Below are 14,869 nucleotides of genomic sequence, written 5' to 3'. Positions count from 1 at the left end.
CTCGTGTCACGACTGGCATTTTGCCGTGCCAGTCCGTATAACTATCCCCTGATTTTCGATCCACAAGATGAAATAGACATGATGAATGATTCGCTCTGCCGCATTATTGCGGGTGAACTTCAGGCCAGGTCTGAACAGGTAGAAGCTGCCGTTCGCCTGCTTGATGAAGGGAACACCGTGCCGTTTATCGCACGCTATCGTAAAGAAGTCACCGGCGGTCTGGATGACACGCAGCTGCGTAATCTGGAAACCCGCCTTGGTTATCTGCGTGAACTGGAAGACCGTCGTCAATCCATCCTCAAGTCGATCGGCGAACAGGGCAAGCTGACCGATGCGCTGGAAAAGGCGATTACCACCACGCTGAGCAAAACCGAGCTCGAAGACCTTTACCTGCCCTATAAACCGAAGCGCCGTACCCGCGGGCAAATCGCCATTGAAGCCGGACTGGAGCCGCTGGCGGACCTGCTATGGAACGAACCGTCCCACGATCCGGAAACAGAAGCCGCGAAGTTTGTCGATGCCGATAAAGGCGTCGCCGATACCAAAGCCGCACTGGATGGCGCGCGTTATATCCTGATGGAGCGTTTTGCTGAAGATGCCGCGCTGCTGGCGAAGGTGCGTGACTACCTGTGGAAGAATGCGCACCTGGTTGCCACGGTGGTGAGCGGCAAAGAAGAGGAAGGGGCAAAATTCCGCGACTACTTCGATCACCACGAGCCTATCGCTACCGTCCCGTCGCACCGCGCGCTGGCCATGTTCCGCGGCCGTAACGAAGGCATCCTGCAGCTGGCCCTGAATGCCGACCCGCAGTTTGACGAGCCGCCGAAAGAGAGCCACTGCGAACAGATTATTATCGACCATCTCGGTTTACGGTTGAACAACGCCGCAGCCGACAGCTGGCGAAAAGGGGTTGTCAGCTGGACATGGCGCATCAAGGTACTGATGCACCTGGAGACCGAGCTGATGGGCACCGTGCGTGAACGCGCGGAAGATGAAGCCATCAACGTGTTTGCCCGTAACCTGCACGATCTGCTGATGGCCGCCCCCGCCGGGTTGCGCGCCACGATGGGCCTCGACCCGGGTCTGCGTACCGGCGTGAAAGTCGCCGTGGTAGATGGCACCGGTAAACTGGTTGCCACAGACACCATCTATCCGCACACCGGGCAGGCTGCCAAAGCGGCGGTTGTCGTCGCAGCGCTGTGTGAAAAACACAACGTTGAGCTGGTTGCTATCGGCAACGGCACCGCCTCCCGCGAAACCGAGCGCTTCTTCCTCGATGTGCAGCAACAGTTCCCGAAAGTCACCGCGCAGAAAGTGATCGTCAGCGAAGCCGGGGCCTCCGTCTACTCGGCTTCCGAGCTGGCGGCCCTGGAGTTCCCGGACCTCGATGTTTCTCTGCGCGGCGCTGTTTCAATCGCCCGCCGTCTGCAAGATCCGCTGGCCGAGCTGGTTAAAATCGATCCGAAGTCCATCGGCGTGGGCCAGTACCAGCACGACGTCAGCCAGTCACAGCTGGCGCGCAAGCTGGATGCGGTGGTCGAAGACTGTGTTAACGCCGTCGGCGTGGATCTGAATACCGCATCCGTGCCACTGCTCACCCGCGTAGCGGGCCTGACGCGGATGATGGCGCAGAACATCGTCGCCTGGCGTGATGAAAACGGCCAGTTCCAGAACCGTCAGCAGCTGCTGAAAGTCAGCCGCCTGGGTCCCAAAGCCTTCGAGCAGTGCGCCGGGTTCCTGCGCATCAACCACGGCGACAACCCGCTGGACGCCTCCACCGTTCACCCGGAAGCATACCCTATCGTCGAGCGCATTCTGGCCGCCACCCGGCAGGCGTTAAACGATCTGATGGGCAACAGCAGCGAGTTACGCAATCTGAAAGCGGCCGACTTCACCGATGACAAATTCGGTGTGCCAACCGTCACCGACATCATCAAAGAGCTGGAAAAACCTGGTCGCGACCCGCGTCCGGAGTTTAAAACCGCGAAGTTCGCCGATGGTGTGGAAACCATGAACGACCTGCTGCCGGGCATGGTACTTGAAGGTGCGGTCACCAACGTCACTAACTTTGGCGCCTTTGTCGATATCGGCGTACACCAGGATGGTCTGGTGCATATTTCGTCGCTGTCGAATAAATTCGTCGACGATCCGCATACCGTCGTCAAAGCTGGCGACATCGTGCAGGTTAAAGTGATGGAGGTCGACCTGCAGCGTAAACGCATCGCACTGACCATGCGTCTGGACGAGCAGCCAGGCGAGAGTAACGCCCGGCGCGGCGGCGGGAGCGATCGTGCGCAGGGCAACCGCCCGGCGGCGAAGACGGCTAAACCGCGCGGCCGTGAGGCGCAGTCAGCTGGCAACAGCGCCATGATGGACGCGCTGGCAGCGGCCATGGGTAAAAAACGCTAATCTTTTCCCGGCCCCTCATTGCAGGGGCCATTTCCCCGCCCTTATTCTCTGACCCCGTGTTGGTATACTCCGAAAACCGATTAGCTCCGGTTAATACAGGCGAGTAAATAAGTTATTTATTAAGATTTCATTTTGTTAACCAATGAAACCTTAATTACACATTAAATGACAAAATAAATATTACCCTTATTTATCGCTACAGTGCAGACCTTGCGTCATATCAAAAAAACAGTATATTTCCGGCAAATGTCGATTATTAAACCATTTATGTATTGATGATAAAAACCATTATCATTATCATCATTCATAGTAAATATATCTTCTTCTCCGTTGACTATGCTCCCCGGTGCTGCGCGATGACCGCACACGGTAAACTCTCGTTCAGTTAGCGATTACAGGTAGGCCCTATGCAATTCACTCCTGATAGTGCGTGGAAAATCACGGGTTTCTCTCGCGATATTAGTCCGGCTTATCGTCAGAAACTGTTGTCCCTTGGAATGCTGCCAGGATCCTCTTTTAATGTGGTCCGCGTCGCGCCGCTCGGCGATCCCGTGCATATCGAAACCCGGCGTGTAAGCCTGGTATTACGCAAAAAAGATCTCGATTTAATAGAACTGGAAGCGGTTGCACAATAACACCTGACCCGGTACGCAGAGTCTGAAATATGAAAAAGTTAACTCTTGGTTTAATTGGTAATCCGAACTCCGGCAAGACAACATTATTTAATCAGCTTACCGGCGCCCGTCAGCGCGTCGGCAACTGGGCCGGGGTCACCGTCGAGCGCAAAGAAGGAGCCTTTACCACCACTGACCACCAGGTCACGCTGGTGGACCTGCCCGGCACCTATTCGCTGACGACGATCTCTTCACAGACCTCTTTAGATGAGCAGATCGCCTGTCACTATATCCTCAGCGGCGATGCCGACATGCTGATTAACGTGGTTGACGCCTCAAATCTGGAACGCAACCTCTATCTGACGCTGCAGCTACTGGAGCTGGGCATCCCCTGTATCGTTGCGTTGAATATGCTGGATATTGCCGAGAAGCAAAAAATCCGCATCGACGTTGACGCGCTGGCCGCCCGCCTGGGTTGCCCGGTGATTCCGCTGGTCTCGACGCGCGGGCGCGGTATCGAAGCCTTAAAAATGGCCGTCGACCGCCACCAGCAAAATACGTCGCTTGAACTGGTGCACTACCCGCAGCCGCTGCTGCGTGAAGCCGAAAAGCTGGCTCAGGAGATGGCGCGGGAGATCCCGCAGCGTCAGCGTTGCTGGCTGGGTCTGCAGATGCTGGAGGGCGATATTTACAGCCGCGAGTACGCCGGAAACGCTGCGCATAAGCTCGACGATGCCCTGACAAATCTGAGCGCGGAAATTGACGATCCGGCGCTGCATATCGCGGATGCCCGCTATCAGAGCATTGCCGCCATCTGCGATGCCGTCAGCAACACGCTCACCGCTGAGCCAAGCCGTTTCACCACCGCGATGGACAAAATCATCCTCAGCCGCGTGCTGGGGCTGCCCATCTTCTTATTTGTCATGTACCTGATGTTCCTGCTGGCGATCAACATCGGCGGCGCATTACAACCCATCTTTGACGCCGGGTCCGTGGCTATCTTTATTCACGGTATTCAGTGGCTGGGCTATACCCTGCATTTACCGGACTGGCTAACCGTTTTCCTTGCCCAGGGGCTGGGTGGCGGTATCAACACCGTGCTGCCGCTGGTCCCGCAAATCGGCATGATGTATCTGTTCCTCTCCTTCCTTGAAGATTCCGGCTATATGGCGCGAGCGGCATTCGTCATGGACCGCTTGATGCAGGCGCTGGGGCTACCGGGGAAATCCTTCGTTCCGCTGATTGTCGGCTTCGGCTGCAACGTGCCGTCGGTCATGGGCGCGCGCACGCTGGATGCGCCTCGCGAACGCCTGATGACCATCATGATGGCGCCGTTTATGTCCTGCGGCGCGCGCCTGGCGATCTTCGCCGTGTTCGCCGCCGCATTCTTTGGTCAGAATGGCGCGCTGGCGGTCTTTTCGCTGTATCTGCTCGGCATCGTGATGGCTATCCTGACCGGTCTGATGCTCAAACACACCATTATGCGCGGCGAAGCATCGCCGTTTGTGATGGAGCTGCCGGTCTACCACGTCCCGCATGTCAAAAGCCTGGTCATCCAGACCTGGCAGCGGCTGAAAGGCTTTGTGCTGCGCGCGGGTAAAGTTATCGTCATCGTCAGTATCTTCCTTAGCGCCCTGAACAGCTTCTCGCTCAACGGTAAGCTGGTGGATAACATTAACGATTCGGCGCTGGCCTCCGTCAGTCGTATTATCACGCCGATTTTTAAACCGATCGGCGTGCATGAAGACAACTGGCAGGCCACCGTCGGGCTGTTTACCGGCGCAATGGCGAAAGAAGTGGTCGTCGGCACGCTGAACACGCTCTACACCGCCGAAGACATTCAGAACGAAGCGTTTAATCCTCAGGAATTCCACCTCGGCGACGAACTGCTGGCCGCGCTGGACGAAACCTGGCAGAGCCTGAAAGATACCTTCAGCCTGAGCGTCCTGGCTAACCCTATCGAAGCCAGCAAAGGCGATGGTGAAATGGAAACCGGCGCCATGGGCGTCATGGGCAGCAAATTCGGCAGCGCGGCCGCCGCCTACAGCTACCTGATTTTCGTTCTGCTCTATATTCCGTGCATCTCGGTGATGGGGGCTATCGCTCGCGAATCCAGCCGTGGCTGGATGTCATTCTCCATCCTGTGGGGACTGAACATCGCCTACTCGCTCTCGACGCTGTACTACCAGACCGTGAGTTTCAGCCAGCATCCGCGCTACAGCCTGGTGTGTATCCTGGCGGTGGTGCTGTTTAACATCCTGGTCTTTGCTCTGTTACGCCGGGCACGCAGCCGGGTTGATATCTCTCTGCTGGCCACGCGTAAAACGCCGTCATCCTGCTGTCAGAGTCCGGCAGGCGATTGTCACTAAGGAGTCATCATGGCGTCGTTGATTGAAGTACGCGATATGCTGGCCCTGCAGGGGCGTATGCAGGCGACACAACTCAGCGCTCACCTGCATGCTCCGCAGCCGCTGGTCGAGGCCATGCTGAGTCGTCTGGAAGCCATGGGGAAAGCCGTGCGCATAACGGAAGACGCGGACGGCTGTTTGTCCGGCAGCTGCAAAAGTTGCCCTGAGGGAAAAGCCTGCTTGCAAGAGTGGTGGGCGCTACGCTGATCGTTGAGCAATAAGCCTCTGAGCAATAAAACCAAAGCGGGTCCTGAGACCCGCTTTTGCTTATTTGTAGACGTCGGCGTTAGCGTGAACGGTTTTCTCGTTTTTCGAACCGGCAATCACCACAAAGTACTTGCCGCCCAGCTCATCCGCCTTCTTCGACAGATCGCGCTTTGCATCCATCGGTGACGTTGTTTTTGAGGTCGTAATGCTGCCGATTTTCGTCAGCTTCATTGACGCCACTTCATCTTTTTGAATCTCTTTCGCTGCAAACGCGCCAAAAGACAGGGACCCAATCACCAGAGATGCGACAATACCCGTAATAAGTTTCATAGCCTGAACTCTCCATAAGGTTGTTTTTATAGGCCACGGCGGCGACAGAAACGCATGCTCCCCGTGACAACCTAAGTATTGCTATGGTCGGGATTTTTGCCACAGCCGGCTAAAAATAATTGCGCAGGCGATTTTTCAACGCCACCAGCGGCTCACAGAACGCCTGCGGGTGCGAGATGAACGGCGCATGGGCCGCTTTTTCAAAGACCATAGATTCACTCTGCGGCCATAATGCATCCAGAACCGGCACAATTTTGCGCGGTACCAGGCCATCCAGTCGGCCATACAGCCGCAGGAATGGCAGGGTGATTGCGGCCAGCGGCTGGCGTAAATCGGCCGTTTTAAGGATCTCCAGTCCGCCGTTCAACACTTCTGCGGACGGCATCGGCAACGACAGCACGGTACTTTTCAACGCCCGGGCATCCTGGCGAGCGCTTTCCGTCCCCAGCGTTTGCAGCGCCAGAAACCGCTCCACGGTACGCTGGAAATCTTCGCTCAACTGCTGCTGAAAGCCACTTAGCACCTCCGCTTTGATCCCGGGCCAGTCGCCATCGGCGCCAAAACAGGGTGAGGACGCCACGGTGACCAGCGCCTGTACGCGTCCAGGGTGTTGCAAGGCAATCTGACTGGCCACCAACCCGCCGAGGCTCCAGCCCAGCCAGATAGCCTGCTCCGGGGCCTGGCTCAGTACCTGCTGTGCCATCTCTTCCAGCGACAGAGCGCCAAAGCCGCTGCTACGACCATATCCCGGCAGGTCAACCAGATGCAGCGTAAAGTGCGAGGCCAGTTCCGGCGTCACGCAATCCCATACCCTGGCATTCAGCCCCCATCCGTGCAGGAGCACAAGATGACAATTTCCTTCCCCCACGGTTTGCCACCAGATGTCGTTCATCAGTTACTGTTCTCTTTCCACCATTACGAGGTGAAATATGCTAACAGCACACAGCTTATGCTGGCTATGCCAAATGCCGGTGGCGATCGCCAGCTGGGGAATCTGCTCCTGCTGCGCGACCTCGCTGGCGCTTACCCATTCGCTTTGCCCACGGTGCGGTCTGCCTGCAGCGGTCAGCAGAGCCCCCTGCGGCCGCTGCCTGCGGAATCCGCCGCCGTGGCAACGGCTGGTGACGGTCAATGATTACCGGCCACCGCTGAGCGGTTTGATCCATCAGCTTAAGTTTTCCCGTCGCCCGGAACTGGCGTCAGCGCTGGCACGACTGCTGCTATTACGCGTTCGCCAGAGGGAAGGATTCCCTCGACCAGACCGGCTCGTCAGCGTCCCGCTGTGGCAGCGACGTCAATGGCGACGAGGCTTCAATCAAAGCGACCTGCTATGCCGACCGTTGGCTTACTGGCTGCAGTGCGCCTGGCACCATGACGCTGTACGTCGCCAGCGACGCACTGCGACCCAGCACCACCTCTCTGCACGCTTGCGTAAACAGAACCTGAAAAATGCCTTTCAGCTTGAAATATCGGTGCGCGGCCTCCATATCGCCATTGTGGATGATGTCGTCACAACCGGAAGCACCGTCGCTGAAATATCCCGCCTGCTTTTGCGAAACGGCGCCGCGACGGTTCAGGTATGGTGTATATGCCGTACCTTGTAGACCCCTGCTGATGGGCGTATTATAACCAAGTAAAATAGTCAACTATTAGGCCAACGCTATGATCCGTATTTCCGATGCTGCACAAGCGCACTTTGCCAAATTGCTGGTAAATCAGGAAGAAGGGACACAAATTCGCGTATTTGTGATTAATCCCGGCACCCCAAACGCTGAGTGCGGCGTATCCTATTGCCCACCGGATGCGGTGGAAGACACCGACACGGCGCTGAAGTTTGAGCAACTGACTGCGTATGTCGACGAACTCAGCGCGCCGTATCTGGAAGACGCTGAAATTGACTTCGTTACCGATCAGCTTGGCTCTCAGCTGACGCTGAAAGCACCGAACGCCAAGATGCGCAAAGTTTCCGACGATGCTCCGCTGATGGAACGCGTTGAATACCTGCTGCAATCACAGATTAACCCGCAGCTGGCCGGCCACGGCGGACGCGTTACGCTGATGGAAATCACCGAAGACGGTCTGGCCATCCTGCAGTTCGGCGGCGGTTGTAACGGCTGTTCAATGGTCGATGTGACCCTGAAAGAAGGGATCGAGAAACAGCTGCTCAACGAATTCCCTGAGCTGAAAGGCGTGCGCGATCTGACCGAACACCAGCGCGGCGAGCACTCTTACTACTAAGTCCCCCCCCTCTTCCCGATGTTAAGCCCGGCGGCATTTGCCCAGCCGGGCCGCCCCTGCCGATGTTACCGCACAACATTTCCCCCTGAACCACCCGGCAAAAACCCGGGAAAGAGTATGACTTAAGTCTCATATTTAAAATTTTACCCCGACGGGTGATTCTCAACCTGCATATGTTACCCGTATCATCTCTTTCAGGCACCGCTGCTATAAAAATAGCCAGCTATCCTTTCCTACAGGAGTGATAGTCGATTTTATGGCGCCACACCGTTTGCCGGCTCAGGCAGAGCAAACGAAAAAGATTGAAATTTGACGTTACCCATAACAAATGTAAGGCCAGGTAAATTATGCCATTAGTCATCGTTGCTATCGGGGTTGCCCTGCTGTTGCTGCTGATGATCCGTTTCAAGATGAACGGCTTCATCGCTCTGGTTCTGGTGGCACTCGCCGTCGGACTTATGCAAGGTATGCCTCTGGATAAAGTCATCGTATCCATTAAAAACGGCGTTGGGGGAACCCTCGGCAGTCTCGCGCTGATCATGGGCTTTGGCGCTATGCTCGGTAAGCTGCTGGCGGATTGCGGCGGCGCTCAGCGAATTGCCACAACCTTAATCGCTAAGTTCGGGAAAAAGCACATCCAGTGGGCAGTCGTGCTGACCGGTTTTACCGTCGGCTTCGCGCTGTTCTACGAAGTGGGCTTTGTGCTGATGCTGCCGCTGGTGTTCACCATTGCCGCGTCTGCCCGCATTCCGCTACTGTACGTCGGCGTTCCAATGGCGGCCGCGCTCTCCGTGACTCACGGTTTCCTGCCTCCGCACCCGGGCCCAACGGCGATTGCCACTATCTTCCACGCTGATATGGGTAAGACCCTGCTGTACGGTACGATTCTGGCTATCCCGACGGTTATCCTTGCCGGTCCGGTTTTCGCTCGCTTCCTGAAAGGCATTGATAAGCCGATTCCGGAAGGGCTGCACAACCCGAAAACCTTCAGCGAAGAAGAGATGCCGGGCTTTGGCGTCAGCGTCTGGACTTCACTGGTACCGGTGATCCTGATGGCGATGCGTGCCGTTGCCGAGATGATCCTGCCGAAAGGCCACGCCTTCCTGCCGGTTGCCGAGTTCTTCGGCGACCCGGTAATGGCGACCCTGATTGCGGTTCTCATCGCCCTGTTCACCTTCGGCCTGAACCGTGGGCGTTCCATGGAGCAGATCAACGACACGCTGACCTCTTCGATCAAAATTATCGCCATGATGCTGTTGATCATCGGCGGCGGCGGCGCCTTCAAACAGGTGCTGGTGGATAGCGGCATGGATAAATACATCGCCTCTATCATGCATGAATCCAACATGTCCCCGCTGTTTATGGCCTGGTCTATCGCGGCGGTACTGCGTATTGCGCTCGGTTCTGCGACCGTTGCCGCCATCACCGCCGGCGGGATTGCCGCACCGCTGATTGCCACCACCGGCGTCAGCCCGGAACTGATGGTTATTGCGGTTGGTTCCGGCAGCGTTATCTTCTCTCACGTGAACGATCCGGGCTTCTGGCTGTTTAAGGAATACTTCAACCTGACCATCGGCGAAACCATCCGGTCGTGGTCGGTGCTGGAAACCATTATCTCAGTCTGCGGCCTGGTTGGCTGTCTGCTGCTGGGGATGGTGGTGTAAGCCAGACGTCAGCATAAAAAAGGCCGGGTCCGCATACGCGACCCGGCCTTTTTGTTGGCCCTTTCTCACACCATTTCCCCGGTATCACCGGAGAAACGGCGGCACTATTTCTTCTTAGCGACCGCTTTGCGCCGCTTATCCAGATCCTTAATCAGCTTATTCACCCGCTCATCGGCAAACATCTGCTCAAGGGTCGTGGAGAGCTTACGCCGCCAGTTCGGATATTCGCTGCTGGTTCCCGGGATATTGACCGGGGTGGCCATTTCCAGCCAGTCTTCCGGCTGTAGCCCCAACAATGCGCTGTTGCTGTCCGCAATGTAACGCTGCATACCGCGATTGAGGGTCGAGGTCATCGCCATCAGCGAGGCATTATGCCCGGCGCGTTTAGGCAGGCAGCCATATTGATGCAGCGCATCCAGCAGCCCCTGCTTCGCCAGTTCACGATCCTGATACAGGCCACGCAGAACCCCTTCATCCGGATACAGACCTAACGATTTACCCAGCGTCAGGTCTCCGCTTTCCCAGTAACCGCGCAGCGTTGGCAGGTCATGCGTTGTCGCCACCGCCATTGATTGCTCCGGATACGTCTGCGGCGCGCGGAACGTCTTCTCATGGTCATTTTCGAAATAGAGCACTTTGTAGGAATAGACGCCGCTCTTACGCAGCTTGCCGACAATCTCCACCGGTACGGTACCCAGATCTTCGCCAATCACCATACAGCGATGACGCTGACTTTCCAGCGCCATAATCGACAACAGATCATCGACCGGATACTGCACATAGGCACCGTGGTCAGCGGTTTCACCATACGGAATCCACCACAGACGCAGAACCGACATCACGTGGTCGATGCGCAAGGCACCGCAGTTTTGCATGTTGGCGCGCAGCAGCTCAATAAACGGCTCATAGGCACGGGCGACGATGATATGCGGATCCATCGGCGGCAGACCCCAGTTTTGTCCCAGCGGGCCAAGAATGTCCGGCGGCGCCCCGACGGAGGCTTTCAGACAATACAGTTCGCGGTCGCACCAGGTTTCCGAACCGCCTTCCGCCACGCCCACCGCCAGATCGCGGTACAGGCCAATCGGCATCGCGTCGTGCTGGCTGGTGTGCCAGCATTCGGCGAACTGGCAATACGCCAGCCACTGCAGCCAGAGGTAGAAACTCACCTCGTCGGCCTGCTCGGTGCAGAACGCTTTCACTTCCGGGCTGTTGATATCCTGATACGCTTTTGGCCAGGCAGGCCAGCCCCAGCGCAGCGGATCTTGCTGTACCTGCCAGGCGTGCAGGGCGTCATACGCCGCCTGCCAGTACAGGCTTTCGCCTTCACGAAGCACGAACTGGCGGAACTCCGTCATCGCCTCATCGTGACGGGCGGAAAATCGCTTCCAGGCCATGCGCAGCGCGGTCATTTTCAACGCGGTCACGGCGGTATAATCCACATCATCGGTTTGACGCGCGGCCTGTAATGCCCGCTGCGTCTCCGGCGATTGCCACCAGGCCTGCGCCTCTTTGCTCAGGCGAAAATCATCGACCGCGTTAACGTCAATATAGATAACGTTCAGCCAGCGGCGTGAGGATGGGCTGTAGGGACTGGCGCTCTCCGGGTTGGCCGGGTAGAGCGCATGAATCGGGTTAAGGCCGATAAACGCGCCGCCGCGCCGGGAAATCTCCGGCAGCATCGTGCGTAAATCGCCAAAATCGCCGATTCCCCAGTTTTTCTCCGAGCGCAGCGTATAAAGCTGTACGCAGGCGCCCCACAGTTTTTGCCCCTCTTTCAGGGCCTGTGGCTCATAGCAACGCACCGGCGTCACAATCGCCCGACAATGCCAGCGTTCGCCATCCTGAGTCAGGGTCAGCGAATGATAGCCTTCCGGCAGTTTGCCCGGCAGCGGGAGGGTCTCCCCTCCACGCACTTTGCCTTGATACTGTTTCCCCTCTTCGGTGGTGAGGATCCACTGGAATTCCCCACGACCGGCGACCGGCAGCGACATTTTCTTGCCGTGTGTGAAAACCTGCACCGGCGGCAGCGGGTCAACCGCCACTTTCGTGGCGGTTGTTGTACGATGCATCGCATCCAGCAGACGTTGTTTAGTCGCCGCAGCAATTGACTGCGGCTTACCGTGCGCATTGATGTAGTCAGGACTTATTCCCGCCGCCAGCGCGGCGTTATCAAGGCGTTTAGTCTCCATAGGCCTGTCCTTAGCGTTTTGCCTGCCAGATACGTTGTTGATAGTCGCGAATTGAGCGGTCGGAGCTGAACATGCCGCAGCGCGCGGTATTCAGAATCGTCGCGCGAGTCCAGGCTTCCTGGTCACGGTATAACTCATCCACCTGTTTCTGCGCGGCAACATACGCTTCGAAGTCCGCCAGCACCAGGTACGGGTCGCCGCCTTTCAGCAGGCTGTGCAGCATCTGGTCGAAAGCATGCTTGTCGCCATCGCTATACTTGCCGCTTTCCAGCTCTTTCAGGACCGCATCCAGCAGCTTGTCCTTTTTACGCCATTTCAGCGGGTCATAACCTTTCGCTTTCAGCGCCTTAACTTCTTCAACGGTGTTACCAAAGATAAAGATATTCTCTTCGCCGACCTGTTCGGCGATTTCAACGTTCGCACCATCAAGAGTCCCGACGGTCAGCGCGCCGTTCAGCGCCAGCTTCATGTTGCCGGTACCGGAGGCTTCTTTCCCCGCCGTGGAGATCTGTTCTGAGACATCCGCCGCTGGAATCAGCATTTCCGCCGCAGAGACGCAGTAATCCGGCAGGAAGACCACTTTCAGCTTGTCGCCCACCAGCGGATCGTTATTCACCGCCTGCGCCACCTTGTTGATAGCAAAAATAATATTTTTCGCCAGGTAGTAGCCCGGTGCGGCTTTCGCCCCGAACAGGAACACGCGTGGCACGCGGTCCGCCTGCGGGTTTTCACGAATCTCTTTGTACTGCGCCAGAATGTTCAGCAGATTGAGATGCTGACGCTTGTACTCGTGCAGACGCTTAATCTGGATATCGAAAATCGCCTGCGGGTTGATCTCGATGCCGGTACGCGTCTTAACAAACTCAGCCAGGCGAACTTTGTTAGCCAGCTTAATCTCACGGTAGGTCTGGCGGAACGCAGCATCGTCAGCATATTTCTCCAGATGGATCAGCTGATCGAGGTCGTTAGCCCACTCTTTCTTCAGCGTCTTATCCAGCAGCGCGGCCAGTTCCGGGTTGCACTGTTTAATCCAGCGGCGCGGCGTAATGCCGTTGGTCACGTTGTGGAACTTATTCGGCCACAGCTGGTGATATTCCGGGAACAGATCTTTCACCACCAGGTCGGAGTGCAGCGCGGCAACGCCGTTGACCGCAAATCCGCTGACCACGCACATGTTCGCCATGCGAACCTGCTTGTCATGCACCACCGCCAGTTTCGCCCACACCTGCTTATCGCCAGGCCAGGTTTTCTCGACCAGCTTCTTAAATCTGTCATTAATCTCTTTAATGATCTGCATATGACGCGGCAGCAGGGCTTTTACCAGCTTCTCGTCCCAGCACTCCAGCGCTTCAGGCATCAGCGTGTGGTTGGTATAGGCGAAAGTTTTGCTGGTGATGGCCCAGGCGTCATCCCAGCTCAGCTGGTGCTCATCGATCAGCACGCGCAGCAGTTCAGGAATGGCGATGGTCGGGTGGGTATCGTTGAGCTGGATTACTTCGTAATCCGCCAGCTCTGCCAGCTTACGACCCGCAAGATGGTGGCGACGCAAAATATCGGCAACCGAACAGGCGCACTGGAAGTATTGCTGCATTAAGCGCAGCTTTTTCCCTGCCTGATGGTTATCATTCGGGTAAAGCACTTTAGTCAGTTTTTCCGCGTCGATACCCTGCTGCTCTGCGCGCAGGAAATCGCCATCGTTAAATTTGGTCAGGTTAAATGGATGCGCATGGGTCGCCTGCCACAGACGCAGCGGCTGCGCCACGTTATTGCGGTACCCCAGCACCGGCAGATCCCAGGCCTGGCCGGTAATCACGAACGCCGGTTCCCAGGCGCCGCTTTTGCTGACCTTACCGCCGATCCCAACCTGCACATCCAGCTGTTCGTTATGACGGAACCACGGGTAGCGGCTACGCCCCCAGTCATCCGGCGCTTCAACCTGCTGGCCATCTTCGAAAGACTGGCGGAACAGACCATACTGATAATTCAGGCCATAGCCGGTTGCCGACTGGCCAACGGTCGCCATGGAGTCGAGGAAACATGCTGCCAGACGGCCCAGACCACCGTTGCCGAGGCCCGGATCGATCTCTTCTTCCAGCAGATCGGTCAGGTGAATGTCATGAGCCTTCAGCTCATCGCTCACCCCTTGATACCAACCCAGGTTCAACAGGTTGTTGCCGGTCAGGCGACCGATCAAAAACTCCATAGAGATGTAGTTGACGTGACGCTGCCCTTTGGCCGGTTTCGCCACCGGTTGAGCGGCCAACAGCTCGGCAAGCGCGCCGCTTACGGCGTGCCACCACTGACGCTGAGTCATCTCAGAAGCGGACTGTAAGCCAAAATGCTGCCACTGACGGGTCAGTGCAGCCTGAAACTGATCTTTATTAAAAGAAGTCTGTGACATAAGAAATCCGGGTCCTTTACTAAAACGTTGGCGTTAGTGTGCCGACCTCCTGAAGCAACGTCCTCATCCCGATGGGGATTAGGCAGGGAGGAGCAGCAGGGATGAGCGAAAAGTGTGATCGTGGCCACTATAACGGTAGCTCTCCGTCAGAAACATGCTGAAAAATTCACCACACAGAAACACTATGTTGCTCTTCACCATCAGAAGAATATTTGTTACAGGCCGAGACAAAGCGTTGGATAAAACACCATTCCGCAATTATCACGAAATAAAAATAAGCATTGTGTAAAAATAATCCTGCCTGATGACACAAATACGCCAAAACGATTATTTATAAGATTTCCCTTAAATTAACTTAATAAAAACATACAACTACGAAAAAATGGAGTGAATGCCATTTTACTTG

The 14,869-nt window shown here is 56.4% G+C and carries 11 protein-coding genes; 7 read left to right on the top strand and 4 right to left on the bottom strand.

The window, feature by feature from the left end; translation table 11 throughout:
- The first annotated feature begins 78 nt into the window (after window positions 1–78).
- The 4 genes from AC007G_RS15280 to feoC all read left to right on the top strand — a co-directional run bounded on the left by AC007G_RS15280 (window position 79) and on the right by feoC (window position 5,638).
- The gene (locus AC007G_RS15280; RefSeq protein WP_142631024.1) at window positions 79–2,409 is read left to right on the top strand and encodes a Tex family protein; all 2,331 of its coding nucleotides are present in this window, start codon (window positions 79–81) and stop codon (window positions 2,407–2,409) included.
- A 407-nt stretch (window positions 2,410–2,816) separates the two neighbouring features.
- Complete coding sequence (gene feoA / locus AC007G_RS15275; protein WP_004868486.1) at window positions 2,817–3,044, top strand: ferrous iron transporter A; 228 nt, start codon at window positions 2,817–2,819, stop codon at window positions 3,042–3,044.
- Window positions 3,045–3,073: 29 nt separating this feature from the next.
- On the top strand, window positions 3,074–5,392 hold the full coding sequence (gene feoB, locus AC007G_RS15270) for a Fe(2+) transporter permease subunit FeoB (RefSeq protein ID WP_142631023.1): 2,319 nt from the start codon (window positions 3,074–3,076) through the stop codon (window positions 5,390–5,392).
- Between the two features lie 9 nt (window positions 5,393–5,401).
- Window positions 5,402–5,638: a [Fe-S]-dependent transcriptional repressor FeoC gene (gene feoC, locus AC007G_RS15265; RefSeq protein WP_032690442.1), complete on the top strand. Its 237-nt coding sequence runs from the start codon at window positions 5,402–5,404 to the stop codon at window positions 5,636–5,638.
- A gap of 60 nt (window positions 5,639–5,698) precedes the next feature.
- Here the strand turns inward: feoC and AC007G_RS15260 are convergent, their stop codons facing one another.
- Entirely contained in the window at window positions 5,699–5,968 is a 270-nt protein-coding gene (locus AC007G_RS15260) for a YdgH/BhsA/McbA-like domain containing protein (RefSeq protein ID WP_004868491.1), read from the bottom strand.
- Between the two features lie 109 nt (window positions 5,969–6,077).
- Window positions 6,078–6,860, bottom strand: a complete 783-nt coding sequence (bioH, locus tag AC007G_RS15255; protein WP_032696903.1) for a pimeloyl-ACP methyl ester esterase BioH — start codon at window positions 6,858–6,860, stop codon at window positions 6,078–6,080.
- Window positions 6,861–6,897: 37 nt separating this feature from the next.
- Here bioH and gntX point away from each other — a divergent pair, with 37 nt between their 5' ends.
- The 3 genes from gntX (at window position 6,898) to gntT (ending at window position 9,870) form a co-directional block, all read left to right on the top strand.
- Window positions 6,898–7,572 carry a DNA utilization protein GntX gene (gene gntX, locus AC007G_RS15250; RefSeq protein ID WP_099001519.1) on the top strand — a complete coding sequence of 225 codons (675 nt, stop codon included), beginning with the start codon at window positions 6,898–6,900 and terminating at the stop codon, window positions 7,570–7,572.
- A gap of 58 nt (window positions 7,573–7,630) precedes the next feature.
- Window positions 7,631–8,206 (top strand): Fe-S biogenesis protein NfuA, encoded by a 576-nt coding sequence (nfuA, locus tag AC007G_RS15245; RefSeq protein ID WP_032690439.1) that lies wholly within the window; start codon window positions 7,631–7,633, stop codon window positions 8,204–8,206.
- A 347-nt stretch (window positions 8,207–8,553) separates the two neighbouring features.
- Entirely contained in the window at window positions 8,554–9,870 is a 1,317-nt protein-coding gene (gntT, locus tag AC007G_RS15240) for a gluconate transporter (RefSeq protein ID WP_032690438.1), read from the top strand.
- Between the two features lie 104 nt (window positions 9,871–9,974).
- On the opposite strand, the gene malQ is transcribed toward gntT, so the two are convergent.
- Together malQ and malP are read right to left on the bottom strand one after the other, a co-directional pair.
- Window positions 9,975–12,062 (bottom strand): 4-alpha-glucanotransferase, encoded by a 2,088-nt coding sequence (malQ, locus tag AC007G_RS15235; protein ID WP_049267903.1) that lies wholly within the window; start codon window positions 12,060–12,062, stop codon window positions 9,975–9,977.
- Window positions 12,063–12,072: 10 nt separating this feature from the next.
- Complete coding sequence (malP, locus tag AC007G_RS15230) at window positions 12,073–14,463, bottom strand: maltodextrin phosphorylase (protein WP_032698660.1); 2,391 nt, start codon at window positions 14,461–14,463, stop codon at window positions 12,073–12,075.
- Between the last annotated feature and the right edge of the window lie 406 nt (window positions 14,464–14,869).

The organism is Klebsiella sp. CSG-1 (genome assembly GCF_056521145.1).
Note: the sequence above shows the minus strand (reverse complement) of the source record. Positions and strands in the feature narration are given on the sequence as shown.

Coding starts and splice junctions, on each gene's coding strand:
- AC007G_RS15280 (WP_142631024.1), top strand. CDS start 79: ATGATGAATGATTCGCTCTGCCGCATTATTGCGGGTGAACTTCAGGCC.
- feoA (WP_004868486.1), top strand. CDS start 2,817: ATGCAATTCACTCCTGATAGTGCGTGGAAAATCACGGGTTTCTCTCGC.
- feoB (WP_142631023.1), top strand. CDS start 3,074: ATGAAAAAGTTAACTCTTGGTTTAATTGGTAATCCGAACTCCGGCAAG.
- feoC (WP_032690442.1), top strand. CDS start 5,402: ATGGCGTCGTTGATTGAAGTACGCGATATGCTGGCCCTGCAGGGGCGT.
- AC007G_RS15260 (WP_004868491.1), bottom strand. CDS start 5,968: ATGAAACTTATTACGGGTATTGTCGCATCTCTGGTGATTGGGTCCCTG.
- bioH (WP_032696903.1), bottom strand. CDS start 6,860: ATGAACGACATCTGGTGGCAAACCGTGGGGGAAGGAAATTGTCATCTT.
- gntX (WP_099001519.1), top strand. CDS start 6,898: ATGCTAACAGCACACAGCTTATGCTGGCTATGCCAAATGCCGGTGGCG.
- nfuA (WP_032690439.1), top strand. CDS start 7,631: ATGATCCGTATTTCCGATGCTGCACAAGCGCACTTTGCCAAATTGCTG.
- gntT (WP_032690438.1), top strand. CDS start 8,554: ATGCCATTAGTCATCGTTGCTATCGGGGTTGCCCTGCTGTTGCTGCTG.
- malQ (WP_049267903.1), bottom strand. CDS start 12,062: ATGGAGACTAAACGCCTTGATAACGCCGCGCTGGCGGCGGGAATAAGT.
- malP (WP_032698660.1), bottom strand. CDS start 14,463: ATGTCACAGACTTCTTTTAATAAAGATCAGTTTCAGGCTGCACTGACC.